The organism is Pseudarthrobacter humi, from assembly GCF_024294965.1.
Taxonomy (GTDB): Bacteria; Actinomycetota; Actinomycetes; order Actinomycetales; family Micrococcaceae; genus Arthrobacter; species Arthrobacter humi.
On the sequence record NZ_JANCLV010000006.1, the window covers coordinates 127,434 to 153,542 of the forward strand.

22 protein-coding genes are annotated in these 26,109 nt (G+C 66.2%); 16 read left to right on the forward strand and 6 right to left on the reverse strand.

The window, feature by feature from the left end; all coding sequences use genetic code 11:
• Positions 1–2: 2 nt before the first annotated feature.
• Both NFC73_RS10855 and NFC73_RS10860 read right to left on the reverse strand, forming a co-directional pair.
• On the reverse strand, positions 3–521 hold the full coding sequence (locus NFC73_RS10855) for a DinB family protein (RefSeq protein WP_254750080.1): 519 nt from the start codon (positions 519–521) through the stop codon (positions 3–5).
• 9 nt (positions 522–530) lie between these two features.
• On the reverse strand, positions 531–3,041 hold the full coding sequence (locus NFC73_RS10860; RefSeq protein ID WP_254750082.1) for a DNA gyrase/topoisomerase IV subunit A: 2,511 nt from the start codon (positions 3,039–3,041) through the stop codon (positions 531–533).
• A gap of 111 nt (positions 3,042–3,152) precedes the next feature.
• Between NFC73_RS10860 and NFC73_RS10865 the strand changes: the two genes are divergently transcribed.
• The 3 genes from NFC73_RS10865 (at position 3,153) to NFC73_RS10875 (ending at position 7,872) form a co-directional block, all read left to right on the forward strand.
• Entirely contained in the window at positions 3,153–5,837 is a 2,685-nt protein-coding gene (locus NFC73_RS10865) for a bifunctional acetate--CoA ligase family protein/GNAT family N-acetyltransferase (protein WP_254750084.1), read from the forward strand.
• A gap of 42 nt (positions 5,838–5,879) precedes the next feature.
• Positions 5,880–6,626 carry a DUF5998 family protein gene (locus NFC73_RS10870; RefSeq protein WP_254750086.1) on the forward strand — a complete coding sequence of 249 codons (747 nt, stop codon included), beginning with the start codon at positions 5,880–5,882 and terminating at the stop codon, positions 6,624–6,626.
• Between the two features lie 79 nt (positions 6,627–6,705).
• Positions 6,706–7,872 carry an alkaline phosphatase family protein gene (locus NFC73_RS10875; RefSeq protein ID WP_254750285.1) on the forward strand — a complete coding sequence of 389 codons (1,167 nt, stop codon included), beginning with the start codon at positions 6,706–6,708 and terminating at the stop codon, positions 7,870–7,872.
• Between the two features lie 4 nt (positions 7,873–7,876).
• Here the strand turns inward: NFC73_RS10875 and sepH are convergent, their stop codons facing one another.
• The gene (gene sepH / locus NFC73_RS10880; RefSeq protein ID WP_254750088.1) at positions 7,877–9,253 is read right to left on the reverse strand and encodes a septation protein SepH; all 1,377 of its coding nucleotides are present in this window, start codon (positions 9,251–9,253) and stop codon (positions 7,877–7,879) included.
• A 281-nt stretch (positions 9,254–9,534) separates the two neighbouring features.
• On the opposite strand from sepH, the gene NFC73_RS10885 reads away from it, so the two are divergent.
• On the forward strand, positions 9,535–9,834 hold the full coding sequence (locus NFC73_RS10885) for a DUF4193 domain-containing protein (RefSeq protein ID WP_254750090.1): 300 nt from the start codon (positions 9,535–9,537) through the stop codon (positions 9,832–9,834).
• Positions 9,835–9,856: 22 nt separating this feature from the next.
• Here NFC73_RS10885 and NFC73_RS10890 read toward each other — a convergent pair whose 3' ends face one another.
• Positions 9,857–10,354, reverse strand: a complete 498-nt coding sequence (locus NFC73_RS10890; protein ID WP_254750092.1) for a DUF3093 domain-containing protein — start codon at positions 10,352–10,354, stop codon at positions 9,857–9,859.
• A 115-nt stretch (positions 10,355–10,469) separates the two neighbouring features.
• On the opposite strand from NFC73_RS10890, the gene dut reads away from it, so the two are divergent.
• From dut to NFC73_RS10910, 4 genes are all read left to right on the forward strand, one after another.
• A complete protein-coding gene (gene dut, locus NFC73_RS10895; protein ID WP_254750094.1) occupies positions 10,470–11,012 on the forward strand; it encodes a dUTP diphosphatase in 543 nt (180 codons plus the stop codon).
• Positions 11,013–11,117: 105 nt separating this feature from the next.
• Entirely contained in the window at positions 11,118–11,855 is a 738-nt protein-coding gene (locus NFC73_RS10900) for a DUF3710 domain-containing protein (RefSeq protein WP_254750096.1), read from the forward strand.
• Positions 11,848–12,210 carry a single stranded DNA-binding domain-containing protein gene (locus tag NFC73_RS10905; protein ID WP_372494632.1) on the forward strand — a complete coding sequence of 121 codons (363 nt, stop codon included), beginning with the start codon at positions 11,848–11,850 and terminating at the stop codon, positions 12,208–12,210. The genes NFC73_RS10900 and NFC73_RS10905 overlap by 8 nt, the downstream gene beginning before the upstream one ends.
• Positions 12,207–12,959, forward strand: a complete 753-nt coding sequence (locus tag NFC73_RS10910; RefSeq protein WP_254750098.1) for a DUF3159 domain-containing protein — start codon at positions 12,207–12,209, stop codon at positions 12,957–12,959. Before NFC73_RS10905 ends, NFC73_RS10910 begins: the two co-directional genes overlap by 4 nt.
• Here NFC73_RS10910 and NFC73_RS10915 read toward each other — a convergent pair.
• Positions 12,926–13,675 carry a potassium channel family protein gene (locus NFC73_RS10915; protein WP_141140151.1) on the reverse strand — a complete coding sequence of 250 codons (750 nt, stop codon included), beginning with the start codon at positions 13,673–13,675 and terminating at the stop codon, positions 12,926–12,928. The genes NFC73_RS10910 and NFC73_RS10915 overlap by 34 nt on opposite strands.
• On the reverse strand, positions 13,675–14,346 hold the full coding sequence (locus NFC73_RS10920) for a potassium channel family protein (RefSeq protein WP_056345371.1): 672 nt from the start codon (positions 14,344–14,346) through the stop codon (positions 13,675–13,677). The genes NFC73_RS10915 and NFC73_RS10920 overlap by 1 nt, the downstream gene beginning before the upstream one ends.
• A 118-nt stretch (positions 14,347–14,464) precedes the next feature.
• Here NFC73_RS10920 and NFC73_RS10925 point away from each other — a divergent pair, with 118 nt between their 5' ends.
• The 8 genes from NFC73_RS10925 (at position 14,465) to NFC73_RS10960 (ending at position 26,107) form a co-directional block, all read left to right on the forward strand.
• On the forward strand, positions 14,465–16,441 hold the full coding sequence (locus tag NFC73_RS10925; protein WP_254750100.1) for an APC family permease: 1,977 nt from the start codon (positions 14,465–14,467) through the stop codon (positions 16,439–16,441).
• Complete coding sequence (locus NFC73_RS10930; RefSeq protein WP_254750102.1) at positions 16,438–17,844, forward strand: class I SAM-dependent RNA methyltransferase; 1,407 nt, start codon at positions 16,438–16,440, stop codon at positions 17,842–17,844. Before NFC73_RS10925 ends, NFC73_RS10930 begins: the two co-directional genes overlap by 4 nt.
• Positions 17,845–17,995: 151 nt before the next feature.
• Positions 17,996–20,806 (forward strand): aconitate hydratase AcnA, encoded by a 2,811-nt coding sequence (acnA, locus tag NFC73_RS10935; protein ID WP_254750104.1) that lies wholly within the window; start codon positions 17,996–17,998, stop codon positions 20,804–20,806.
• A 129-nt stretch (positions 20,807–20,935) separates the two neighbouring features.
• Positions 20,936–22,909: a 1-deoxy-D-xylulose-5-phosphate synthase gene (gene dxs, locus NFC73_RS10940; protein ID WP_254750105.1), complete on the forward strand. Its 1,974-nt coding sequence runs from the start codon at positions 20,936–20,938 to the stop codon at positions 22,907–22,909.
• The gene (locus NFC73_RS10945) at positions 22,906–23,523 is read left to right on the forward strand and encodes a DUF402 domain-containing protein (protein WP_254750107.1); all 618 of its coding nucleotides are present in this window, start codon (positions 22,906–22,908) and stop codon (positions 23,521–23,523) included. The genes dxs and NFC73_RS10945 overlap by 4 nt, the downstream gene beginning before the upstream one ends.
• Complete coding sequence (locus tag NFC73_RS10950; protein WP_254750109.1) at positions 23,520–24,080, forward strand: hypothetical protein; 561 nt, start codon at positions 23,520–23,522, stop codon at positions 24,078–24,080. The genes NFC73_RS10945 and NFC73_RS10950 overlap by 4 nt, the downstream gene beginning before the upstream one ends.
• Positions 24,081–24,091: 11 nt before the next feature.
• Entirely contained in the window at positions 24,092–25,069 is a 978-nt protein-coding gene (locus tag NFC73_RS10955) for an aldo/keto reductase (RefSeq protein ID WP_254750111.1), read from the forward strand.
• A 12-nt stretch (positions 25,070–25,081) separates the two neighbouring features.
• Entirely contained in the window at positions 25,082–26,107 is a 1,026-nt protein-coding gene (locus tag NFC73_RS10960) for a nucleoside hydrolase (RefSeq protein ID WP_254750113.1), read from the forward strand.
• The last annotated feature ends 2 nt before the right edge of the window (positions 26,108–26,109 follow it).

Below are 26,109 nucleotides of genomic sequence, written 5' to 3' on the forward strand. Positions count from 1 at the left end.
CCTCAGCCGTCCACATCGTGGAGGTGGTGGACGACGTCGTGCAGGAAGTACTGGGCCAGCGTCAGGACCGTGAACTCCGAGCCGTTGCTGCGCCGGCCCCGCCGGCCCCACTCCGACTCCCGGATGCCGGCGAAGGACTCGGCGATCTGTTCACCCTCGGCCGTCAGTTCGGCGCTGACCACGGCGGGATCGGCATTGGCGTAATCACTGTCGACTGCCGTCTGGTCCTGGTCCCAGTTCTCAAACCGGGCGCCGTCGACGTCGAGCATCAGGTTCAGCCGCTGGTCGAACAGCGTGAAGACGTCGCGGACGTGGCAGGCATATTCCAGCGCAGACCACGTCCTGTCATCCGGGCGTTCTGCAACGTCAGGCCGGCGGAGGACGGCCCGCCAGCGCGGGAGCATGTTTTCCACGCTGCCCGGCACCGTGGCCGGTGTTGCGGTGGACGCGTCGAAGGAGCACTCGGGGCACGGCCGGGAGAGGACCCAGGTCCAGTCCTTTTCATCAGGAATGATAGGCATGGCAGCAGTCTAGGACGGATCGCTCCAGGCCATGGCGGGACCCACCGCGTCCACTGCCTGGGACAGTGGAATTCCCGAACCGTCCCGGCGGCCGTGCTCCTGCGGCAGCGACCTGGCTATGCCGGCCAGCGATGAGGCCTTGGCAGGCCCGTGCCCGGCCCACGCCAGCAGCAGCGTGTCTTCGCCCTTGAGGAACCTGTGTGCGCGAACGCCGGCTGTTGCACGGCCCTTCGCAGGGTATTCGGCGAAGGCCGTCACTTTCGCCGCACCCGGAGCGGTGCCCGGCAGGGCGCCGCTCGTGCCGGCAATGGTGACCACCACGGCGGCGTCGTCGTCGGCGGTGACCGCCCCGAAGAACAGCACCTGGTCCCCGGCGCCGAGCTTGATGCCCACCATGCCGCCGGCCGTCCTTCCCTGGGCCCGGACGTTGGCGGCGCTGAAACGGAGCAACTGAGCCTCACGGGTCAGGAACACCAGATCGGTCCCCTCTGACCCGGCCGGCGCCACACCCACCACTTCGTCCCTGTCCTTGAGCGCAATGACTTCCCAGTCCTCGCGGTTCAGGGGGTAATCGGGCTGGACCCGCTTGACCACGCCCTGGGCGGTGCCGATGGCCAGGACCTCATCCAGCGGGGCGAACGCCACCAGCGCTTCACCCTTCAGCAGCGTGAGGAAGTCCTTGGCCGGGACACCGCCGGCGAGGTTGGGCAGGCCGGACATCGGCGGCAGCATCGGCATGTCCATGACCTGAAGCCGCAGCATCCGGCCCTGTGAGGTGACCGCCGCTATTTCCCCGCGGGCCGAGGTCTTGACCACTGAACGGAAAACGTCGTGCCTGGCCCGCGGCCCGGATTCGGCGAGGGGCTCCTGGTTGGACGTGCGCGCGATCTGGCCCGACGCCGTCAGGATGGCCCAGCAGGGATCGTCCGAGATCTCCAGGGCGAGCGGCGCGGCCTGGCCTTTGCCGTTGGGGGCGGCCGCCAGGGCTGCCGCCACGGTGGGGGAGACGGCCTCGGATTCGAGCAGGACCGTCCGCCGCGGCGTGCCGTATTTTTCGGCGATTTCGCCGAGTTCGGAGGACACCAGTCCGCGCAACCGCTCCTCGGAGCCGAGGACGGCTTCCAGTTCCGCGATCTCGCGGCGCAGCTCCTCCTGCTCCTTTTCAAGCTCGATCCGGGAGTACTTGGTCAGCTGCCGCAGCCGCAGTTCCAGGATGTAGTTGGCCTGGATCTCGGAAAGATCGTAGATGGACATCAGCCGGACCCTGGCCGCCGCCACCTCATCCGAGGAGCGGATGATCTGTATGACCTCATCGATGTCCACGATGGCGATCAGGAGGCCCTCCACCAGGTGCAGGCGGTCCTTCTTCTTACCCAGCCGGAACGACGTCCGCCGGCGCACCACATCGATCCGGTGCTCCACGTACACGGAAAGCAGCTTTACCAGGCCGAGGGTCTGCGGCTGGCCGTCCACCAGGGTCACGTTGTTGATGCCGAAGGAATCCTCCATCGGCGAGTAGCGGTAGAGCTGCTGGAGGACGGCGTTCGGGTTGAACCCGTTTTTCAGCTCAATGACCAGGCGCAGACCATGCTGGCGGTCCGTCAGGTCAACGATGTCACTGATCCCGGTCAGTTTCTTGCCATTGACGGCGTCCTTGATTTTCTCGATCACCTTTTCGGGGCCAACCATGTAGGGAAGCTCGGTGACCACCAGGCCGGTGCGCCGGGCCGAGAGCTGCTCGATCTCCACCTTCGCCCGGGTTTTGAAGGAACCGCGTCCGGTGGCGTAGGCGTCCCGGATGCCGTCCAGTCCCACGATCCGGCCGCCTGTTGGCAGGTCCGGCCCCGGCACAAAGCGCATGAGGTCATCGAGGGTCGCGTCCGGGTGGGCGATCAGGTGCCGTGCGGCGGAGATGACTTCCACCAGGTTATGCGGGGCCATGTTGGTGGCCATCCCGACGGCGATGCCCGTGGCGCCGTTGACCAGCAGGTTGGGGAACGCGGCCGGGAGGACATCCGGCTGGGTCAGCTGGTTGTCGTAGTTGGGGACGAAGTCCACCACGTCTTCGTCGAGGTGGTCGGTCAGCGTCAGGGCTGCTGCCGCGAGCCTCGCCTCCGTGTACCGGGGGGCCGCCGGACCGTCGTCGAGGGAGCCGAAGTTGCCGTGGCCGTCAATCAGCGGCAGGCGCAGCGAGAAGTCCTGGGCCATCCGCACCATGGCGTCATAGATGGCGGTATCGCCGTGGGGGTGGAGCTTGCCCATGACCTCGCCCACCACACGGGCGCTCTTGACGTGGCCGCGGTCCGGACGCAGGCCCATCTCACTCATCATGTACAGGATCCGGCGCTGGACCGGCTTGAGCCCGTCCCGGGCGTCAGGCAGGGCCCTGGAGTAGATCACCGAATACGCATACTCCAGGAAGGAGCCTTCCATCTCGGACGTGACATCGATGTCCACGATGTTCTCGACGAAATCCTGGGGTGCGTCCCCGGCAGGGGCTGGGCTTTGGCGGCGGGCCATGGGGCTGGTGGATCCTTCTGGGTGACGGGTGGTGCTGTGGTCTGGGCGCAGGTGTGGAGGATAACTCCGGGCACACGGCCTGCGCCGTCAGTTTGTGGTTAGGCTAAGCCTATGGTGGATCAGCCCGGGGACGGCGAATATCCGGAACATTGGGAAGCCGATGTCGTGCTCCGTGACGGCGGTACAGCCCATCTGAGGCCCATCCACCCCAGCGATGCGGACGCGGTCCAGGCTTTCCACACCGGGCAGTCGCAGAACTCAATCTACATGCGCTTCTTCGCATTCAAGGCCCGGCTGTCCAGCAAGGAGCTCAAGCGCTTCACGGAAGTGGACTACAAGGACCGGGTTGCCCTGGTGATCACCTTCGGCGGCGAAATCCTGGGGATCGGCCGCTACGACAGGCTGGATGACCCCCTCGAAGCCGAAGTCGCGTTCAACATCGCCGACGCCCACCAGGGCCGGGGCATTGGCTCTATCCTGCTCGAACACCTTGCCGCAGCCGCCCACGAAAACGGGATCCGCCGCTTCAGCGCCGAAGTGCTGCCCGAAAACCGCAAAATGCTGATGGTGTTCGCCGACGCCGGCTACGACGTCAAACGCCATTTCGACGACGGCGTGGTGAGCCTGGAGTTCAACATCGACCCCACCGAAAAGTCCCGGGCGGTGATGGAGGCACGCGAGCACCGCGCCGAGGCGAGGAGCGTCCGGGACCTGCTGGCGCCGACGTCCATTGCCGTCATCGGCGCGAGCCGCAAATGGGGGACAGTGGGGTACCAGCTGCTCGAACACATCATTGAAGGCGGTTTTTCCGGGCAGGTCTACGCCATCAACCCGGAGGCACTGGAGCTCGCCGGAATGCTGTCCTTCGGCCGGATTTCCGAGATCCCGGAGCCGGTGGGGCTGGCTGTGATCGCCGTCCCGTACGAGGAAGTGGACACCGTGGTTGACCAGTGCGCCGCGGCCGGGGTCAAGGGGCTGGTGATTGCCTCCGCCGGCTTCGCGGACGACGGTGAACGCGGCCTCACCCGCCAGCGCAACCTGGTCCGTAAGGCCCGGGCCAACGGCATGAGGGTGATCGGGCCCGCGTCCCTGGGGATCGTGAACACCCATCCCGATGTGAAACTGAACGCCTCCATGGCGCCCTCACTGCCGCGGCGCGGGGGCCTGGGCCTGTTCAGCCAGTCGGCGGCGATCGGTGTTTCCCTTTACGCGGCGTCTCACCGCCGCAGGCTGGGCCTGTCCACGTTCCTGTCGGCGGGGAACCGAGCGGACGTCTCCGGCAACGACATGATGCAGTTCTGGGAGGACGACGCCGACACCGCCGCGGTGGGCCTCTATCTGGAGTCGATCGGGAACCCCCGCAAATTCTCCCGGATCGCCCGGCGGCTCGCCCGCACCAAGCCCGTGGTGGTGGCGAAATCGGAAACCATGGGCCTGCGGCTGCCGCCGGGCCACGCCGTCCGGACCACCCAGGCGCCCGCCGGTGCGCTGGACGCCATGATGCGCCAGGCCGGCGTGATCCGGGTGGAGACCATCGAACAGCTGATGGACGTCACCCAGATCGTGTCGGGCCAGCCGCTCCCGGCAGGGCCCGGACTGGCCATCTTCAGCAATTCCCTGGCGCTGGGCAAAGTGGTGGCGGACAGCGCCGAGGCCCACGGCCTGACAGTGGATAACATCATCACGGACGTGGATCTCGACGCCGGCATGTCACTGGCGCTGCCTGCCCTCCGCCAGAGCCTCCAGGACACGCTCGCGTCCGACGCCGTCAACGCCGTGGTGGCCGCGCTGCTGCCGGTGCGTGGCCTGACCGTGGACCATATCGCCGAGGTGCTGGCCGAATGCTCGGCCGCGGCCGGAAAGCCGGTAGTCGCTGCCTTCGCCGGCATCCTTGATCCTTCCATCTACGTGGAGGGCATGGTGGGAGGCGACGGCCGGACAGTGCCATGCTTCTCGAACGCCGGTGCGGCTGTGGCGGCGCTCGCCGCCGTGGTGCGCTACGCGGAATGGGCGGCGCGGGACCCCGGCCACTTTGTCCGGCCCGACGGCTGCGATCCGGAGGGCGCACGAATCCTGCTGGATCAGCTCCTGCACGATGTCCACGGCGAGCAGCTCAAGACCCTGGAGCCGGCGTCCGCGGCAGAGCTGCTGGCGCACTACGGCATTGCGGTGCTGCCGTCCGCCGGGTTCGACTCAGAAGATGAGGCCGTCGCTGCAGCCGGCAGGCTGGGCTGGCCGGTCGCGCTGAAAACCACCGACCCGGCACTTCGCCACCGCATCGACCTGGGCGGAGTCCGCCTCGACATTGAGGACCCGGAGTCCCTTCGCCGCAACATCGTGCAGATGCGGCGCTCGCTGGCACCGTACGGTTCCCGGGCACTGGAGGTGCAGTCCATGGCCCCGGTGGGGCAGGCGTGCACGTTCCGGGCCATTGAGGATCCGCTGCTGGGGCCGGTGGTCTCCTTCGGGCTGGCCGGGGACGCTGTAAACCTGCTGGATGACTGGGCGCACCGAGTGCCGCCGCTGTCCGCTGCGGACGTGAAGGACTTCATCCGTGGGCCCCGGGCCGCCCGCAAACTCTTCGGCTACCAGGGCCTTCCCGCCGTGGACATTGACGCTTTGGAGGAGGTCGCCGGACGGCTGGCCTGGATGAAGGACAACCATCCGGAGATCGCGCTGGTGGAATTCAACCCTGTTCTCTGCGGGACCCAGGGCGTGTCCATCCTGGCCGCAGATATCCGGATCGGCAACGCAGCCCAGCGCACTGACAGCGCCCGCCGGGCAATGCTGGGCTGACCGCGGTTAGCATGTCCACGGCCGATCTGTGAAAATGGGGGAATGAGCTCACAGCCTTCCCCGTCGACGCCTTCCACTTCCGGCAGTGACAACCAGGCAACCCGCCCCCACAGCTCACACAGCCACACACCCCACGGCCAGAGCCTGGACGGTGCGCTCCAGAAAGCGGGCTTCTACCCGCGCCTGGTGGCCGACGTCGTTGACGACGCCCTGGACGGGCGCGAATGCGTGGCCCACCTCGTCCACCTGGAAACCCACTTTGACCGGGCCGAAGTCCGCCGCCACATCACCGTGCTGGTCCTGACCGCAGACATGCTGGTGATCACCCATGTGGACGACCAGCAGCTCGATGACGCCGGCGAACAGATCGTGGCCCAGATCTCCACCGAATCCGTGCCCGTCGCGCAGATCCGCTCCGTGGTCCTGAGCTACATGTACTCCCAGCCGCAGGACTACAAGCCCTCGGATCCGGTCCGGGAAGTCACCCTCGCCATTGCCTGGTCCGGCGGCCAGCGGCTGGACATGGGCCCCGCGAGCTGCGGAGACCCGCAATGCGAGGCAGACCACGGCTACAGCGGCACCATTGCCCAGGAGGACATCGTCCTGCGGATCAGCGCCGAAGCAGACGGTCCGCTGGCCGTCCAGGACGCCAAACTCTTTGCCCGCGCCCTGCGGGCCGTGAACACAGGTTCCACGGCTCCCATGCCGCACGCCGGCCAGACGCTCCAGCCCCGGCCCCGGACGGGTGTGTTCGGAAACAGGCTCAGCCGCGGGCACCAGCAGCGCTGAGATGCCGGACCAAGGGAAAGCAACAGTCTCCTCAGTCGCCTCCGCAGCGGTTTCCCAAGGGGCCGCCGCGCAGCTGAGCATGCCGCCCGCGCCCGCCTTTGGCCGGCGGTCTATCGCGGACGTCCTCACCAGCGCGGCCGCAAGCCTCGGCATAGAAGGTTTCACGAACACCCTGGGCCTTCCGCCGGCGTCTCGCGTCTGCGTGGTCCTGGCCGACGGCCTGGGCCGGAACCTGCTGAAACAAAAGTCCGCCCACACGCCGTTCCTGCGCTCCGTGATGCAGTCCGGTCAGGGCGAAGTTCCGGTATGGCTGGACTCCACGTTCCCCTCCACCACGGCCGCAGCCCTGGCCAGCTTCGGCACAGGGCTCCCGCCCGGCCAGCACGGAATGGTGGGCTACGACGTCCTGGACCCGGACCAGGACAAGGTGGTCAACATGCTCGGCAACTGGGATGCCAAGGTGGACCCCGCCGAGTGGCAGCCGTTCCCTACCGTCCTCCAACGGGCCGCCGAATCAGTGAATGTGACCACCGTCAGCCTGCCGCAGTTCGGCGACTCGCCCATGACGCAGGCGGCCCTCCGCGGCGGTAATTTCGTCTCAGCCGTGACGGCCCACGCGCGCACAGAAGCCGCCGCCGAAGCCATGGACACGGCTGGCAAGTCCCTGATGTACTTCTACGTCAACGAACTGGATAAGGCGGGCCACCGGCACGGTTGCCAGTCCGAACAGTGGGAACACCAGCTCGAAGAGCTCGACGCAACCGTCAAACGGCTCCACGCGTCGCTGCCGGCCGGGACCACCGTCCTCCTCACCGCGGACCACGGGATGCTCGACGTCCCGGAACATCAGCGGATCGACTTCGCCGCGGACGCGTCGCTTATTGACGGCGTGCGGCATACGGCGGGAGAGCCCCGGATGGTCCATCTCTACCTTGAGGATCCGGCAGACGCCGCGGGCCGGGAGCGCTTGCTGGGCGCGTGGCGTGCCCGTTTCGGCGACAGGATCTGGGCCTTTACGCGGGAAGATGCCATCGCCGCCGGACTGTTCGGGACACTGCGCCCGGCCGTCGGGCCCCGGATTGGCGACATCATGATCGCGGCGCGGGACGCGCTGGCCCTCTACGACACCCGCCGCGGGCGCCCGGCCGCCATGGAGGTAGTGGGCCAGCACGGCTCGCTGACCAAAGCGGAACGCGAAGTACCGCTGCTGTGCTTTAGGGCCGAAGGCAAGCCACGGCGACGCTGAGGCGTCAGTCCCGCTTGGTCCCGAAGACGATCTCGTCCCAGCTGGGAACCGTGGACCGCTTCGGTTTTGCGGGCTGCCGTTCAGGCTGGTCCGCGTCATGGTCGTGGTGCTGGCCCGATCCTGCGTCGTCGGTGCCGGCGGCGTAGGCTGCCCGCCGCGGGCTGCCGCCGCCCAGCAGTTCGTCCAGGCCCACGTTCGGTGCGGAACGCCCCGGAGCTGTCTCGCCGGGGGCACCCTGCCCTGCGGGACGAAGCGGGGACGCCACAATGGTGACTTCCCTCGTGTCGGTGCTGACGCCGTCGTGCAGTTTCAGGACGTCATCATCCTCGGCGTCCCGGTGCGGGGGGATGAGGCTCAGCCGGGACAGCATTGACGGCCGCGCATCACGTTTGCGGGTGAGTGGATCGGCGGCAGGCGCGGCGTCGTCCGGCGTGGTGGACTCGGCACGTGCTGGCTCGCGCGTTTCGGGCTCCCGGTAGTTCTGTTCCCTGGAATCCGGTTCAGGGGCCACTTCCGAGGGACGTGGATGGGCAGCGGGCACGCCGTGGGTCAGCAACAGCGCCAGGGCGTCGTCCGCGTCCTCGTCGACACCCAGGCGCTGGCCGCGGCGTGAACGGAGCATATCCAGGAGACCGTCAGATTCCCTGGCCGGCGGGACGGAATGCGGGCCGGTCGAATTTCGGGCGGCCGCTGCTTCCGCGTCGGTTTCAAAGTCAAACGGCCGGTCCGAGACGGCAGTGAGACGGCGGGCCGGAACGGGGCCGTCCAGCGGTTCCAGCTCACTGAGCTGCTGGGCCCAGCGGTTGGCGTTCTGCAGCGACTTGCGGGCCGGACTGAACGTCCACCGCGCAGGCGGGTCTTCCCCGATGCCGGAGGTGCCGTCCTTTTTGGCTTCAAAACGGGCCACTACGGTCCAGTTGCCGTCCTGGCGCCGCCACGAATCCCACTCCACGGTGGAAGGTTCAATCCCGTGGGCTGAGAGCCGGTGGTTGACCATGTCGTGGAGGGAAGCCGGGTGGTCGCCGAAAACGGAGCGGTAGGTGTCATGGCCGGGGGAGGGCGAAGCCACTTCCACCTTCCGCGCCTGTTGCGCCACATACTCCCGCTCGGCAAGGACCGGCCCCTCATACCGTTCGACCTTTGCGAGGGGAAGCCCGGCAAGCTCAGCCACCTCCGCTGCGGTGGCACCGCTGCGGATCCGTGACTGGATGTCCCTCGGGGACATGGCAATGGGCGCAGCCGCGGAAGCCGTCTTCGCCGAAGACCGGCTGGCCGTCCGCAGTGCTTCATCGATCGGCAGCTGGAACATCTCGCCGCCGGCACCGCTCAACAGGAGATGCTCCCCGTCGTCGTGTACGCCTACAAGCCGTAGATCCTGCATACAAATCCTCCACCCTGGCATTACTATCAATCGAAACTCTGCCACTCACCGGCACCCTTTTGGGTTAGGAGCAAGGGCGCGCCGCGATATTCCGGCACTTTCGGACGCCAGTGCCGTCAGCAGCGGGGGTTTGCGCAGTGCCAGGGGACCGTACCCGCGCGGAAGTCTGGATTTTGCCGCGTGCATGCGGCAGGATGAGCCCACGCCGGGCACAAACACGGGGTGTCCGGCGTTATCAAGGGTGTCACCCGCTCACCGGAAAGGAACGGAGTCAAACCGCGATGGCCACCGACTACGATGCGCCTCGAAAATCCGAAGAAGACCTCACTGAGGATTCGCTGGAGGATCTGAAAACCCGGCGATCAGATAACCCGACGGCCGCGGTTGATGTGGACGAAAGCGACCTCGCCGCAGGCTACGAGCTTCCCGGGGCGGACCTGTCCGGCGAGGAACTGCTGGTTCTGGTGGTGCCTCCACAAGCGGACGAGTTTACATGTTCCTCGTGCTTCCTGGTCCGGCACCGTTCGCAGATTGCGCGGGAAGAGGACGGCCACTTCTACTGCAAGGAGTGCGAGGGCTGAACGGCTATTCCCCTAATCTCTCCTACTTTTCCCAGTTCCGCGAAAGCGCGGCAGTGAGTTCCTCGGGCCGCCTGGACGACGTCAGCCAATAGGGGGTCCGGTCTGACGGGTCCGTGATTTCGATCCGCACCACCGGGTCGATCCAGCCACGGATGCACAGGTAGGCGAGGCCGTTGAGCAGGGTCCCGCGCTGGGCCGTGGCGTCCTTGCCGTGGAACGCTGCCGCATCGCCGACGAAGCGGCGCTCAATGGTGGCGCGTCCTACCGTCAAGGCGTCACTGGTGACCAGGATCGTCGGAGTGGACAGCACGAGCAGGACAGCAATGATCGTAAACAGGACGCCGGCCGCCGTATAGCCCGCAACCATGCTGATCGGGGCGAACACGAGGATACCGGCACCGGAGATCCCCGCCGCGATGATCCAGATCCAGACGTTCGGCCACAGCCTCTCCCGGAAAACTGCCGGGGTGCCGGCAGAGGGGGCGTCAGGGACGGGCGCGGTGGAGCTGGATTCGGGCATGCCACCAGCTTTCCACCTTTGGCTGGCTATTTCATCTTGGGTTCATCCGGTCTTGGCCTGCGGCGTCCCGTTGAATCTAGGACGGAACAGCGGCTGGGCGTTAGAGTGAGTGACTGTGACTGACGAACTTGCCACTGTTGAAACCGTTCCTGACGATGAGCTGGCCGGCCCTGCACCGGATGCAGCCGCAGCCTACGGGGCCCCGACGCTGCAGGTGCAGCTGAAAATGCTCGACGCCGGGCTGGAGGCACCTTCCTATGCCCACCCCGGCGACGCGGGAGCTGACCTGCGGACCCGGGAAGATGTGGTCCTGGCGCCGGGGGAGCGGAAGCTGGTGGCTACCGGTGTTTCCATCGCGCTGCCGGACGGGTTTGTAGCCCTGATCCACCCTCGCTCCGGCCTGGCCACGAGGCATGGGCTGACTATCGTCAATGCGCCCGGCACTGTGGATGCCGGTTATCGCGGGGAAATTTCCGTGACCCTCCTCAACACCGATTCCAGGAACGCCATAGAGCTGCGGCGCGGCGATAGAATTGCACAGATGGTGATCCAGCGGGTGGAATATGCGCAGTTTGTCCCCGTCAACGAATTGAGCGCATCGGTGCGGGGAGCCGGCGGATTCGGATCCACCGGCGGCTTCACCTCGCCAAACGCCTGACACAGCCGACGGCGGCAACCAGAGTTGGTTGCCCGCGGCAGCAAGACTTCCGACGGTACCCACCGGGCCCGGCGAGTCACTTTCACAACTAAGGAGACAATCCCCATGGTTTTTGGGCTCGGCAGGAAATCAAAGAAGGATCAGCCGGCCGACCCGGACGAATCCCAGGCCTCAGTGGAATCAACGGATTCCGCTGACACGGCCTCGGCGGACGCCGGGCGTCGGGCTTCGGGCCCCTTTGATGTTTCCGAGATCTCCAGCCGCGAGGGATATGTTGACCTCGGTGCACTGCTGATTTCCCCGAGCGAGGGGCTCCAGCTCCGGCTCGAAGTTGAGGAAGCCACCCAGCGCGTGGTGGCTGTGACCATGGACCTGAACGGCTCCAGCCTTCAGTTGCAGGCGTTTGCTGCCCCCAAGACCGAGGGACTGTGGGATGAGATCCGCGAACAGATCGGTCAGTCCGTGGGAAGCCAGGGCGGGCAGGTTGAAGAAGTCCAGGGTGGCTTCGGAACCGAACTGATCGCCAAACTGCCCGCCGGCGCACAGGACGGCAGCCAGGGCTACCGGGTGGCGCGCTTCATAGGCGTCGACGGGCCGCGGTGGTTCCTGCGCGGCGTCCTGGGCGGCGCGGCAGCGATGGAGCGCGAGGCTGCGGCACCGCTTGAGTCCCTTTTCCGCAAGATTGTGGTCATCCGGGGCGACAGCCCCATGCCACCCCGGGACCTGCTTCAGTTGCGGCTGCCCAAGGATGCCAGCGTCACCCCGCCGCCTGCTGCCCCCGACGTCGATGCCCCCGAGTTCAAGGGCCCCGAACGCGGTCCGGAAACCACCCAGGTTGGCTGATTCGCGCCAAGGTCCCCCGGGCCCCTCCCCGGACGCGGGGATGCCGGTCAGCCGGCTGCCGGAACGGGGGAGGGTAGTGTGCCAGGGGCACATCGAATCGGTCACCTACATGCCCGCGGACCGGAACGCTGCATTCACCGCCATTGTCTCGGACCCCGACGTTCGCGAGACGGGCGCCAAACCGGTACAGGGAACGGGTGGCCGCCTGCGTGTGGTCTGGCTGGGGCGGCGCAGGGTGCCTGGCATCGAGGCCGGGACGGTAGTCCGCCTTGAGGGCATGTTGTCCCAAAGCCAAGGCCTGCCCACCATGTTCAATCCGCGCTATGAAATACTTTCCCGCCAGGAGAACGAATGACCTCGCCCCAGCAGCCCGAGCCGTCCAAACAGCCCGAGCCGTCCGCGGTGAAGGGACTTGCCGAGGGCTATGCGGCCAAAGCCGGCCTGCATCGCACCCATGACGGCAGGATCGATGTCCTCAAGAGCGCCGGAGGAATCCAGGGCATCGCCGAGAGCATTCTGCCCGGCCTGGTCTTCCTGATCGCCTTTACCGTCACGCGGGACCTGACGCCGTCGCTGGTGGCCGCGCTGGCCTCCGCCGCGGTGTTTACGGTGGTCCGCCTCGTCCAGCGGCGCCCGCTGACCCAGGCACTCGCCGGCGTGGTGGGGGTGGGAATCTCGGCCTGGCTCGCCAACACTACGGGCAAGGCTGAGGACTTCTACCTGCCGGGCTTCTTCACGAACACCGCCTACATCCTCGCCATGGTGATCTCCATCGCGATCAAGTGGCCGGTGGCCGGCCTGCTGTTCGGGATCATCCGCAACGAAGGGCTGGACTGGCGCAAGGATCCCGCGCGGCTTAAGGCTTACCGCCTGGGCACGTGGATCATCGTGGCGGTCCTGGTACTTCGGCTGATCGTTCAGGTTCCCCTGTACCTGATGGGCGAGGATGGACTCGCCGCCCTGGCCACGACCCGCCTGATGATGGGGGCGCCGCTCTATATCCTCGGCGTCTGGATCGCGTGGCTGCTCACCCGGCCGGTACCGGCGGACACCGACGCCCCGATCGCGGATCAGCCGCCGAAGCCGTCGTCCTCCGGCGCCTGAGTTTCGGCAGGCTGCACGCCTTCGCGCTCAGGGGAGGCCTCCTCCGGCTCCTCCGCTGATTCGGGTGACAGCAGCGCACGCAACTGATCCTCGGCCGCGATAGTGGTGACGAAAAACAACTCGTCCCCGCCATCAATGACGTCATCCCGGCTGGGAGTGATGGGTGCGTGGTCCCGGAGGATTGCCACCAGCGTGGCGTCCTCGGGCCAATGGATGTCGCCCACCGTAAGGCCAATGACGTGGGAATCGTGCGGCACCGTGAACTCCACCAGCGAAGCGACGCCGGTCTGCAGCGTCAGGAGCCGGACCAGGTCACCGATCTCCACCGCTTCCTCCACAAGCGCGGTCATCAGCTGGGGGGTGTTGACGGCAACGTCCACGCCCCAGGAGTCGTTGAACATCCAGTCGTTCTTGGGGTTGTTGACCCGGCCCACGGTGCGGCCCACGCCGAATTCGGTCTTGGCCAGGAGTGAGACCACCAGGTTCACCTTGTCGTCGCCCGTGGCTGAAACAACGACGTCGGCGTCCTCCACTTTCGCTCCCTGCAGGGTGCTGAGCTCGCAGGCGTCGCCCACGAGCCAGTGCGCGCCGCGCAGCCCGCTGCGTCCGATGACCTCAGGCTTGAGGTCGATCAGCAGGATTTCGTGCTTGTGGGCCAGCAGTTCCCTGGCGATCGATGACCCGACGCTGCCGGCGCCGACAATAACAACTTTCACTACAACTCCTTGGCGGGTGCTTTGGCCAGAATCTGGGCGACCTGGGAACTGCGGTCCACCGGCAGCATGGCGTGGACTGTGTCGCCGTCCTGGTACGAAGTCCCGGTTTCCGGAAGCATGCCCTCGCCGAACCTGGTGAGGTATGCCACCCGGATGTCGGCAGCTTTTTCGACCTCGCTGATCCGGTGGCCGATCCAGCCGGCGTCGAGGTCCACCTCGGCGAGGACCAGCCGGCCGGAAGGCTCGCGGAAATCACCGGCGAGATGCTGTTCGGGCAGGATGCGGCGCAAGACCTGGTCTGCGCTCCACCGGACGGCGGCCACGGTGGGGATGCCGAGCCGTTGATAGATTTCTGCCCGGCCGGGATCGTAGATCCTGGCCACGACGTGGGGGACGTGGAAGGTCTCGCGCGCCACGCGGGTGGCCAGGATGTTGGAGTTGTCACCGCTGGAAACGGCCGCGAAGGCGTACGCCTCTGCCACACCGGCCTGCTGGAGCGTGTCCCGGTCGAAGCCCACGCCGGTGACCTTCCGGCCCGTGAAGCCCTGCCGAAGCCGGCGGAACGCGCGGTCGTCCTGGTCGATGATGGCGACGGAATGACCGGCGTCCTCCAGCGTGTGCGCCAGAGTGGCCCCTACCCGGCCACATCCCATGATCACGAAATGCGCCACCGTATCTCCTCAACTTCCGTAGCCTGTTGCTGCTGCTAGAACTCTACCGGCCCCGCGCGTGCCGCCGCCGCCCGGACGCCGTCATGACATGGGCGGGGAATCAGACTAGCTTTGTGGAGTGCTGACTATATTGAATGCCGTGAAACGGGTGCTGGTGGGCAGACCCTTCAGGAATGACAGGCTCGCCCATACCTTGCTCCCCAAACGGATAGCACTTCCGGTTTTCGCTTCCGACGCACTGTCCTCGGTGGCCTATGCCCCCGATGAAATCCTGCTCACCCTGGCCCTCGCCGGCGTGAGTGCGGTGGCCTTTTCGCCGTGGGTGGGCCTGGCCGTCATGGTGGTCCTCCTGACTGTGGTGGCGTCCTACCGGCAGAACGTGCACGCCTACCCTTCCGGCGGCGGGGACTACGAGATCGCCAACGAAAACCTGGGCAAGTTTTCCGGGCTGACTGTGGCCTCGGCGCTCCTGGTGGACTACGTCCTGACGGTGGCCGTCTCGATGTCCTCGGCGGCCACCTACCTCACCACGGCGGTGCCGTCCCTGCACGGGCAACAGGCCCTGTTCGCCACCATCGGCGTCGTGATCCTTGCCCTCGTTAACCTCCGCGGCATCAAGGAAGCCGGCAGCGTTTTCGCCGTCCCCACGTACATTTTTATGGCGGCGATCCTCGGCATGACAGCAGTGGGCGTCTTCCAGGCCGCGACAGGCCAGCTGGGCGAAGCGCCGTCGGCGGCCTTCGAAATTGTGCCGGCTCCCGGTTTCGACGAGGGGCTGGTGGGCCTGGCCGGCGCCTTCCTCCTGCTCCGGGCGTTCTCCTCCGGCGCCGCCGCGCTGACCGGCATCGAGGCCATCAGCAACGGTGTGCCCAACTTCCAGAAACCCAAGAGCAAAAACGCGGCCACCACGCTGTTGCTGCTCGGCGTCATCGCCTCGTCCATGCTGGCCGGCATCATCTTTCTGGCCAACGCCACGAAGGTGCACATTGTGCTGGATCCGGCGACGGAATTCCTGATGAACGGCCTGCCGCTGCCGGAGGATTACATCCAGAGTCCTGCCATCAGCCAGATCGCCCAGACCATCTTCGGTGCGGGATCAATCCTGTTCTTCATCGTGGTCGCCGCCACCGGAGTGATCCTGGTGTTCGCCTCGAACACCGCGTTCAACGGGTTCCCGGTACTTGGCTCCATCCTCGCCCAGGACGGCTACCTGCCGCGCCAGCTACGGACCAGGGGAGACCGCCTGGCGTTCAGCAACGGTGTCCTTGCCCTGGCCGCCGGAGCGCTGGTGCTGATCCTCGCGTTCAACGGCGACGTCACCAAACTGATCCAGCTCTACATCGTGGGCGTCTTTATCTCCTTTACCCTTAGCCAGCTGGGCATGATCCGGCATTGGGGGAGGCACCTCAAGCTCGCCAAGGACAAAGCCACCCGACGCCGGATGGTGAAGTCCCGCACCATCAACAGCATCGGGTTCGGCATGACGTCGCTGGTGCTGGTGATCGTGCTGATCACCAAGTTCCAGCAAGGCGCGTGGATCGCGCTGCTGGCCATGTTTATCCTGTTCCTGATCATGTGGAGCATCCGTGCCCACTATGACAATGTGGCCAAGGAACTGGCCGTGGACGAGGATTCGTCGCCGCGTGCCCTGCCAACAAGGGTCCACGCGGTGCTGCTGGTGTCCCACGTGCGCAAACCGGTATTGCGTGCCCTGGCCTACGCCCGGGCGTCGAGGCCGTCGCGGCTGGACGCCATCACGGTAGACATCAACGCAGAAGAAACCGCGCACACGGTCGCCGACTGGGAAAAGCTGGAGATCCCCGTGCCGCTGACCGTCCTCGCCAGCCCGTACCGGGAAACCATCACGCCCATCATGGAATACGTCAAGAACATGCGCCGTGATTCCCCCCGCGACCTGATCGTGGTCTACATCCCCGAATACGTGGTCGGCAAATGGTGGGAACAACTGGTTCACAACCAGACAGCACTGCGCATCAAAACCCGGCTGCACTTCGAACCTGGCGTGATGGTGGCCAGTGTCCCGTGGCAGTTGAAATCGTCCGAAGAAGCCAAAAACATGCAGGATATCCGATGAACCCCCAGCCCCAGAGCCACCCCGCAGCTGCCACGGCAGCCCCCACCGAACTGGTGCTCGACGTCGGCCCGGTGGCCCACGGCGGCCACTGTGTGGCCCGGCACGAGGGCAGGGTGATCTTTGTCCGGCACGGCATCCCCGGCGAAAAGGTACGCGTCCGCCTCACCGACGCGGGGGAGTCCGCCAAGTTCTGGCGTGCCGACGTTGTGGAGGTGCTGGAAGCCTCCCCGGACCGGGTGGAGCACTTCTGGCGTCCGGCGGACTCCCTCCGTGCCTGGGCCCACGGACATCCGCCGGTGGGCGGAGCCGAATTCGGCCACATCTCGCTGGCCCGACAGCGCACGCTCAAGTCGGCCGTACTGGCCGAACAGCTTCAGCGGCTCGCCGCCGTCGAACGCCTGCCCGAAGGGCTGGACCTCGGAAACCTGGTGGAAGCCGTGGACCCCGTGGACGGGAGCGGGGCGGATTCAACGTACGACGCCGGCACCGGCCTGGGGTGGCGGACGCGCGCCAGCTTCTCGGTGACCCCGGGCGGCAAACTTGGCATGCACGCGCACCGTTCCGACCACATCATTGCCGTCCGGGAGATGCCGCTCGCAACGGAGGGCATCAACCGGCTCCGCTTGTGGGACCTCGATCTGACCGGCATCGAACGCGTGGAGGTGGCGGCGCCGTCGAACGGTTCACGCCCGCTGGTGCTGCTGGCCCCTGCTCCCGGCATGAAACCCAAGCGGCTCAGTGCCATCGCGGCCCAGCTTCCGGACGACGTTTCCGTGGCCACGTTCGACCCCCTGACCGGGGAAGCCACGCAGCTGCGGGGCCGGACCTGGGTCCAGGAGTCGGCAGCCGGCCACGACTACAGGGTCACGGGCGCCGGTTTCTGGCAGATCCACCGCGACGCGCCCGGGACGCTTGTGGGGGCCGTCACAGAATTCCTGCACAATGGCGGATTCCTGGCGCCGGGTTCCGTGGTGGCCGACCTCTACGCAGGGGCCGGGCTGTTCACGGCTCCCCTGGCTGACGCGGTGGGGGAGACCGGGTCCGTTCTCTCGGTGGAAGGTGCGCCGGGAACCAGCCGGGACGCCCGCAAGAACCTTCACGGTGCGCCTCAGGTGGAGATCGAACACGGCCGGGTGGAACGGGTCCTCCGCCAAAAGCCGCGGAATTTCGATGCCATTGTGCTGGACCCGCCCCGGGCCGGCGCCGGGAAGCCCGTGGTCAGCCAGCTGATCGCTGCCGGGCCACGCGCCATCGCCTACGTCTCCTGCGACCCGGCATCATTTGCCCGCGATGTGGGGTACTTCCAGCAGGCTGGCTGGTCGCTGGCGGGCCTGCGGGCCTTCGATCTCTATCCGCACACCCACCACCTGGAGACGGTGGCGTTGCTGACGCCGGGTCCGTGATGCTACTAGGATGGCGCTAGTAATCCCACGTCGCGCCCCGTATTCACGGCTGACCTCCTGCAATTGTGTGGCCAGCACTAATTAGGCCTGCCTAACTAGCAAGCGGTCTACCGCGCGACAAAGATGAAACTGTTGCGAGAGGAGTCCTGCGATGAGCACTGTGGACAGCTTCGGTTCAAAAGGCAAACTTAATGTAGCCGGAACCGAATACGAAATTTTCCGGTTGAACTCCGTTGAAGGTGCAGAAAACCTTCCGTTCAGCCTCAAGGTATTGCTTGAAAACCTGTTGAGGACCGAGGACGGCGCGAACATCACGGCCGATCACGTGCGTGCCTTGGCCGGCTGGGATCCTAATGCCCAGCCTGATACAGAAATCCAGTTCACGCCTGCCCGCGTGATCATGCAGGACTTCACCGGCGTCCCCTGCGTGGTGGACCTGGCGACAATGCGTGAAGCGGTCAAGGAACTCGGCGGCGACCCCAAGCGGGTCAACCCCCTCGCTCCTGCGGAAATGGTCATTGACCACTCCGTGCAGATCGACGCTTTCGGCAACTCCGGCGCACTGGAGCGCAACATGGAGATCGAATACCAGCGCAACGGCGAGCGTTACCAGTTCCTGCGTTGGGGCCAGACCGCATTCGATGACTTCAAGGTTGTTCCCCCGGGAACCGGCATTGTGCACCAGGTCAACATCGAATACCTGGCCCGCACCGTCATGACCCGCGAAATCGACGGCGTCCTCCGGGCCTACCCGGACACCTGCGTCGGCACCGACTCGCACACCACCATGGTTAACGGCCTGGGTGTCCTGGGCTGGGGCGTTGGCGGCATCGAAGCCGAAGCGGCCATGCTGGGACAGCCTGTCTCGATGCTCATCCCGCGTGTTGTTGGCTTCAAGCTGACCGGGTCCATTCCGGCCGGCGCCACCGCCACGGACGTGGTGCTGACCATCACCGAGCAGCTGCGCAAGCACGGTGTTGTGGGCAAGTTCGTGGAATTCTACGGCGAAGGTGTTGCGGCAGTGCCGCTGGCCAACCGCGCCACCATCGGCAACATGAGCCCGGAATTCGGCTCCACCGCCGCAATGTTCCCCATCGACGACGTCACATTGGACTACCTGCGCCTCACCGGCCGCTCGGACGAAAATGTGGCACTCGTGGAGTCCTACGCCAAGGAACAGGGCCTCTGGCACGATCCGTCCCGCGAGATCAAGTTCTCCGAGTACCTCGAGCTGGACCTGTCCACGGTTGTTCCCTCCATCTCCGGCCCCAAGCGTCCCCAGGACCGCATTGAGCTGACGGATGCCAAGGAACAGTTCCGCAAGGACATCCACAACTACGTCGCCATCGAAGACGGCAGCGTGGACGAGTCCCTGGACGAGTCCTTCCCCGCATCGGATGCGCCGTCGTTCACGCACGCCGACTCGCACACCACCGAGACCAGCCGTGTTGTGTCCGCAGCGAACGGCGCCCACGGGCGTCCGACCAACCCGGTGCACATCAAGACTGAAGACGGCCGCGAGTTCGAACTGGACCACGGAGCCGTATCCATCGCCTCGATCACGTCCTGCACCAACACGTCCAACCCCTCGGTGATGCTGGCCGCAGCCCTGCTGGCCCGCAACGCGGTCGACAAGGGCCTGACCTCGAAGCCGTGGGTCAAGACCTCCGTGGCTCCCGGGTCCAAGGTTGTCACCGACTACTACAACAAGTCGGGCCTGACCCCGTACCTCGAGAAGCTCGGCTTCTACATCGTGGGTTACGGTTGCGCCACCTGCATCGGCAACTCCGGACCGCTGGACGCCGAAATCTCCGAGGCCATCCAGGCCAACGACCTTTCCGTCACCGCGGTGCTCTCCGGTAACCGCAACTTCGAAGGCCGGATCAACCCGGACGTGAAGATGAACTACCTGGCCTCCCCGCCGCTGGTCATCGCGTACGCCCTGGCCGGTTCCATGGACTTCGACTTCGACACCGATTCCCTGGGCACCGACTCCGAAGGCAATGAGGTCTTCCTGAGGGACATCTGGCCCAACCCGGTTGAGGTCCAGCAGGTCATCGATTCCTCGATCGACAAGGACATGTTCGCCCGCGGCTACGAAGGCGTCTTTGACGGCGACGAGCGCTGGAAGGCGCTCGACACCCCGGCCGGCGACACCTTCGCCTGGGATCCGAACTCCACCTACGTCCGGAAGCCCCCGTACTTCGATGGCATCAAGGCCCAGCCGGAACCCGTCCAGGACATCTCCGGCGCCCGCGTGCTGCTGAAGCTGGGCGATTCGGTCACGACCGACCACATCTCCCCGGCCGGTTCCTTCAAGTCGGACACCCCCGCCGGCCAGTACCTGCTGGCCAACGGTGTGCAGCGCAAGGACTTCAACTCCTACGGCTCACGCCGTGGCAACCACGAAGTCATGATCCGCGGCACGTTCGCGAACATCCGCATCAAGAACCAGATCCTGGACGGCGTCGAAGGTGGCTTCACCCGCGACTTCACCCAGGCTGACGGCCCGCAGGCATATGTCTACGACGCCGCACAGAACTACCAGGCAGCCGGCACCCCGCTGGTGGTCCTGGCGGGCAAGGAATACGGTTCCGGATCCTCGCGTGACTGGGCAGCGAAGGGCACCGCCCTGCTGGGCGTCAAGGCCGTCGTCGCCGAAAGCTACGAACGCATCCACCGCTCCAACCTGATCGGCATGGGCGTCCTGCCCCTGCAGTTCCCGGCTGGAGAGTCCGCAGCCACCCTGGGCCTGACCGGCACGGAAACCTTCGCGGTTGAGGGCGTCACCGCCCTGAACGAAGGCACCACGCCCAAGACCCTCAAGGTCACCGCCACAGCAGAAGACGGCTCCGCCAAGTCCTTCGATGCAGTACTCCGCATCGATACTCCGGGCGAAGCCGACTACTACCGCAACGGCGGCATCCTGCAGTACGTCCTGCGCCAGATCTCGGCCAACTAGTCGGAATCTGAACCCACGCAGTACTCTTTCGAAGCCCCGGCCGGTCACCGACCAGCCGGGGCTTCGGCTTTGCATTTTCCGCGAGGCGTTAGAGTTAACAGGCACGTCTACCACCCGAAGGAGGGGTCATTGGGAATCTTGGACACCATCCGGAATCCGCAGGACCTGAACCAGCTGTCTCAAGGGCAGCTCGAAGAGCTGGCCGCTGAGGTCAGGAGTTTCCTGATCACCAACGTCTCCCAGACCGGTGGACACCTCGGACCGAACCTCGGCGTTGTGGAGCTGACCCTGGCCGTGCACCGCATCTTCGATTCGCCCCGGGACAGCATTGTGTTCGACACGGGCCACCAGTCCTATGTGCACAAGCTCCTCACCGGCCGCCAGGACTTCAGCACCCTGCGCCAGCAGGGCGGCATGTCCGGCTACCCGTCCCGCGCCGAGTCCGAGCATGACATAGTGGAAAGCTCGCATGCTTCCTCCTCCCTCTCCTGGGCGGACGGCATCTCCCGCGCCAGGCAGCTCACCGGCGAGTCGGAGCGCTACACCGTCGCCGTCGTCGGAGACGGGGCGCTGACCGGCGGCATGGCCTGGGAAGCCATCAACAACATTGCGGCGGACAAGCGCCGCCGCGTGGTGATCGTCGTCAACGACAACGGCCGCTCCTATGCCCCCACGGTAGGCGGCTTTGCGGATTACCTCGCCTCCCTGCGCCCCACCATCGACTCGTTCCGCGCCGCCCCTGCCTATGAGGGCACGCTGGACTGGTGGAAGAAGAAGCTCCAGAACGGCGGCCCCGTCGGCCAGTTCACCTACAAGAGCCTGCATGCCATGAAAAAGGGCATCAAGGACTGGTGGGCGCCGCAGGGCATGTTCGAGGACCTCGGCATGAAGTACATCGGCCCCGTTGACGGCCATAACCTGCAGGCCATGGAGCACGCCCTGTCCACAGCCAGGAATTACGCCGGACCCGTGATTGTCCACGCCATGACCGAAAAGGGCCACGGCTACGCCCCGGCCCGGGCCCACGAAGCGGACCAGTTCCACGCCGTCGGCATTATCGATCCGGAGACCGGTGAGCCGACGGGTGTTTCCGGGGCCCAGTCCTGGACGTCTGTTTTTGCTGACGAGATCGCGAAGATCGCCGACGAACGCCCCGACATTGTGGGCATCACCGGGGCCATGCTCATTCCCGTGGGCCTGCACAAGTTTGCGGCCAAGCACCCGGACCGGGTGATCGACGTCGGCATCGCCGAGCAGCATGCCCTGACGTCCGCCGCCGGCATGGCGTTCGGCGGGCTCCACCCCGTGGTGGCCGTGTATGCCACCTTCCTGAACCGTGCCTTTGACCAGCTCCTGATGGACGTGGCACTGCACAAGGCCGGCGTCACCATCGTCCTGGACCGGGCCGGCGTCACCGGCCCGGACGGGGCCAGCCATCACGGCATGTGGGACATGGCAATGGTCCAGATCGTTCCCGGACTCCACCTCGCCGCGCCGCGCGACGCATCCCGGCTCCGGGAAGAGCTGCGCGAGGCCGTGGCCATCAGCGACGCCCCCACTGTGGTGCGCTTCTCCAAGGGCACCGTGGGCTCCGAAGTGGAAGCCATCGAACGCCTGGCCGACGGCGTTGACGTGCTGGCCCGCCGGCCGGCCGGCTCCACCGAAAACGACGTCCTGATCGTCAGTGTCGGAGCGATGTCCGAACTTGCCCTGGACGTGTCCAACCGCCTGGGCGCCCAAGGCATCAGCACCACCGTGGTGGACCCGCGCTGGGTGCTGCCCGTGCGGGACTCCATCATCGCGCTGGCCTCCCACCACCGGCTGGTCATCTGCATCGAGGACGGTGTCAGGGCAGGCGGCGTCGGATCGCGGATCCGTCAGGAAATGCGCGCCGCCGGCGTGGATACCGCCCTGAACGAAGTGGGGCTCCCTGCGGAGTTCCTGGACCACGGCACACGCAGCCAGGTGCTGGAGCGCGTCGGGCTGACGGCCCAGCAGATCACCCACGACGTCGTCGCCCAGGTTCTGGGCACAAAGGTCCCCTTCGCGCGCCCGCTGCCAGGCCAGGAGCGCCCCACCACCGGCAGCCTGCCGATCCTGTGAGGGAAGAAGACGCACTGAAGTATCCGGCCGCCGTCGGGGATTCAAGCCCGGCGCGGCACACCAGCACCACCCGCGTTCCCGCGGGACTGCAGCCAGGCCAGCTGGTGGTGGCCCGGAACCGGAAATGGAACGGGCAAGCCCACTGGGTGGTCCCGGGCCGGTACCTCGGCGAGGACCGGCACGGCTGGTGGATCTTCCAGGGAACCAACGAATTCTGTTCGCGCCCGGGCGCCGCCTTTTACACGGCATCCGACGCCGTGCTCCTGGTGCCGCGGTCCGGAGACTGGGTGGCCACGTTCTACGACGACGCCCACCCCAGCGGCGTCAGGGTCTACGTTGACCTCGCCGTCGCCCACGAGTGGACGGAAATCCGGCCCGCGGTCACCGAGTTCCATGTGATCGACATGGACCTGGACGTGATCCGCATGGCCGGCCGGGGCGTCTTCATCGATGACCAGGACGAGTTCGCCGAGCACCGCGTCGCCATGAATTACCCGGACCTGCTGGTGGATGACATCCAGGCGGCCGCGGACGATCTTTATCAGGCCGTCAAGGCACAGCACGCACCATTCGACGGAACAGATGCCGAATGGTTCACGAAGGGGCGGTCATGAGCGGAATCATCAGGGTCTACAAACGGGACGACGAGGGAGTACTGCACTTCCGTGAAGGCTGGTTCGACGAGGACTACAGCCAGTTTGTGATGAACTACGGCGTGGTTGGCCACCAGAGCAAGACCGAAGAGACCGATGTGGCTGACGCCGCAGCGGTGGAGGGCCTCATGGATGCCTTTGCCGTGCAGTGCGCCGAGGACGGCTTCGCCGAAATCCCCGACGAGGACCAGTTCTGGGTGGTGGCGCAGTTCGCCCTCAAAACCAAGGAGGGCACCGACCGTGACCGCTACCTTGAGGAAAAGGCGAAGGACGCCCTCATCAGCCACCTGGCTTGGCGCGGCCTGGGAACCGTGGAACGCTCGGAGTTCAGTGACTACAAACTGAACATCGTCTGCCTCTGCCCCGACGTGAACAAAGCTGTCAGCGCCATCAAGGTCTGCAGCCGTGGCGAAGACCTCGACTTCACCAAGCTCAGCATCGGTGCCGCGCCCTTCAGCGAGCCGGACAACTTCAAACTCAAGCACTCCCCGAAGCCTGCCAACTCCTTCAGCCTCTAGAGGGGAAATCCATGCCTGACTACCGACGCCTGGGAAACTCCGGGCTGACCGTCTCCGTGGTGGGGCTCGGGTGCAACAACCTGGGCCGTGCCAACACGGTGACTGAATCGCAGGCGGGGACTGACGCCGTCGTCCTTGCCGCCCTCGACGCCGGGGTGACGCTTTTCGACGTTGCCGACAACTACGGGCGGGAGCCCGGACTCAGCGAGACGATGCTGGGCAAAGCCCTCACCGGCAAGCGGGATGATGCGGTGGTGGCCACCAAGTTCGGCATGGACGTCCGCGGCGCCAATGGCAACGACTTTGGGGCCCGGGGGTCCCGGCGCTACATCGTCCGTGCGGTGGAGGCCTCGCTGCGGCGGCTGGGCACGGACTGGATCGACCTTTACCAGTTCCACACACCCGACCCCCTGACCCCCATCGAGGAGACGCTGAGTGCCCTCGATGACCTTGTCTCCAGCGGCAAGGTCCGCTACATCGGACACTCCAACCGCGCCGGCTGGCAGATCGCCGAGGCGGAATTTGTGGCCAGGGCCGCCGGCGGCACCCGTTTCATTTCGACGCAGAACCACTACAACCTCCTGGACCGGCGGGCCGAGCTCGAAGTCACCCCGGCGGCAGAAGCCTACGGCCTGGGTGTCCTGCCCTACTTCCCGCTGGCCAACGGCCTGCTGACGGGCAAATATTCGCCGGGCTCGGCTCCGGCGGGGTCGCGGCTGAGCCATACACGGACCAACATGGTGCACGACGCCGACTGGGACCAGCTCCAGCGTTTCAGTTCCTTCGCAGCCGACCGTGGCCTGACCGAGATCCAGGTGGCCTTCTCCTGGCTCGCGGCCCAGCCTGCCGTCAGCAGCGTGATCGCCGGCGCCACCCGGCCGGAGCAGGTCCGCGAAAATGCGGCCGCTGCTGCCTGGGTGCCGTCGCCGGCAGAACTCGCCGAACTGGATGCGATCTTCCCGAAGGCCCCCAAAGCCGCACTCTTTTAGGAGACTTCGCCGATGACCAGACTGCTGCTGGACGTGGATACCGGGATTGACGACGCCTTGGCGCTGGCCTACCTGGCCTCGCTGCCCGACCTGGAGTTTGTGGCCGTGACGGCGTCGCCCGGGAACGTGGACGCACACCAGGTGGCACGAAACACCCTCGCCATGCTGGAGCTGTGCGGACGCACCGGGGTGGAGGTCGCCGTCGGCGCGTCCGCTCCGCTGAGCATTCCGCTGGTGACCACGCCGGAAACCCATGGACCCCAGGGCATCGGCCACGCGGTCCTGCCGCCGCCGTCCGGGACGGTCTCGGCGCGGCACGCTGCCGACCTCTGGGTGGAGGCGGCCCGCGCACATCCGGGGGAGCTCACGGCCCTGATCACGGCGCCGCTGACGAACTTCGCGCTGGCCATCCGCCGCGAACCCCGGCTGCCCGAACTGCTGGGCAAGGTAGTGATCATGGGCGGCAGCTTCTACCACCAGGGGAACACCACTCCCACCGCCGAATGGAATACTCACGTTGATCCGCAGGCAGCCAAGGAAGTTTATGGGGCCTACCGCGGCCTGCCGGTGGACCGGCTGCCCATTGTCTGTTCACTGGACACCACTGAGCGGATCGAGCTGCGGCCCGAGCATGTGTTGCGGCTCGCGGAGGCAGCCGGCTGCAGTGAGCGGGAGCTCGTCCTGCCGAAGCAGCCTGAAGGGCTCAGGAGCACGGCCGACAGTCCGCTGGTGCGGCACCTGTCCGATGCCCTGCGCTTCTACTTTGAGTTTCACCGTCTCTACGGCCAGGGCTACCTGGCGCACGTCCACGACTATTTCGCTGCCGGTGTGGCCGCCGGGACGCTCGATTACGCAACCCGCCTGGCCACCGTGGATGTCGAGGTTGAATCGCCGCTGCTGATGGGGACCACCGTGGCCGATTACCGGAACGTGTGGAATCACCCGCCAAATGCCCGGATCGTCTCGAACAACAACCCTGAGCAGGCCTTCGGGGAATTGATACGGTCCGTCGGCGGCCTCGCGGCGCGGCTGCGCTGAAC

Bases quoted from the DNA above. Each gene is read 5' to 3' on its own strand.
- NFC73_RS10960 (WP_254750113.1), top strand. From the start codon at position 25,082: ATGACCAGACTGCTGCTGGACGTGGATACCGGGATTGACGACGCCTTG.
- NFC73_RS10910 (WP_254750098.1), top strand. From the start codon at position 12,207: ATGACCTCGCCCCAGCAGCCCGAGCCGTCCAAACAGCCCGAGCCGTCC.
- NFC73_RS10950 (WP_254750109.1), top strand. From the start codon at position 23,520: ATGAGCGGAATCATCAGGGTCTACAAACGGGACGACGAGGGAGTACTG.
- NFC73_RS10885 (WP_254750090.1), top strand. From the start codon at position 9,535: ATGGCCACCGACTACGATGCGCCTCGAAAATCCGAAGAAGACCTCACT.
- NFC73_RS10955 (WP_254750111.1), top strand. From the start codon at position 24,092: ATGCCTGACTACCGACGCCTGGGAAACTCCGGGCTGACCGTCTCCGTG.
- NFC73_RS10890 (WP_254750092.1), bottom strand. From the start codon at position 10,354: ATGCCCGAATCCAGCTCCACCGCGCCCGTCCCTGACGCCCCCTCTGCC.
- NFC73_RS10875 (WP_254750285.1), top strand. From the start codon at position 6,706: ATGCCGCCCGCGCCCGCCTTTGGCCGGCGGTCTATCGCGGACGTCCTC.
- NFC73_RS10865 (WP_254750084.1), top strand. From the start codon at position 3,153: ATGGTGGATCAGCCCGGGGACGGCGAATATCCGGAACATTGGGAAGCC.
- NFC73_RS10860 (WP_254750082.1), bottom strand. From the start codon at position 3,041: ATGGCCCGCCGCCAAAGCCCAGCCCCTGCCGGGGACGCACCCCAGGAT.
- NFC73_RS10855 (WP_254750080.1), bottom strand. From the start codon at position 521: ATGCCTATCATTCCTGATGAAAAGGACTGGACCTGGGTCCTCTCCCGG.
- NFC73_RS10870 (WP_254750086.1), top strand. From the start codon at position 5,880: ATGAGCTCACAGCCTTCCCCGTCGACGCCTTCCACTTCCGGCAGTGAC.
- NFC73_RS10900 (WP_254750096.1), top strand. From the start codon at position 11,118: ATGGTTTTTGGGCTCGGCAGGAAATCAAAGAAGGATCAGCCGGCCGAC.
- NFC73_RS10930 (WP_254750102.1), top strand. From the start codon at position 16,438: ATGAACCCCCAGCCCCAGAGCCACCCCGCAGCTGCCACGGCAGCCCCC.
- sepH (WP_254750088.1), bottom strand. From the start codon at position 9,253: ATGCAGGATCTACGGCTTGTAGGCGTACACGACGACGGGGAGCATCTC.
- acnA (WP_254750104.1), top strand. From the start codon at position 17,996: ATGAGCACTGTGGACAGCTTCGGTTCAAAAGGCAAACTTAATGTAGCC.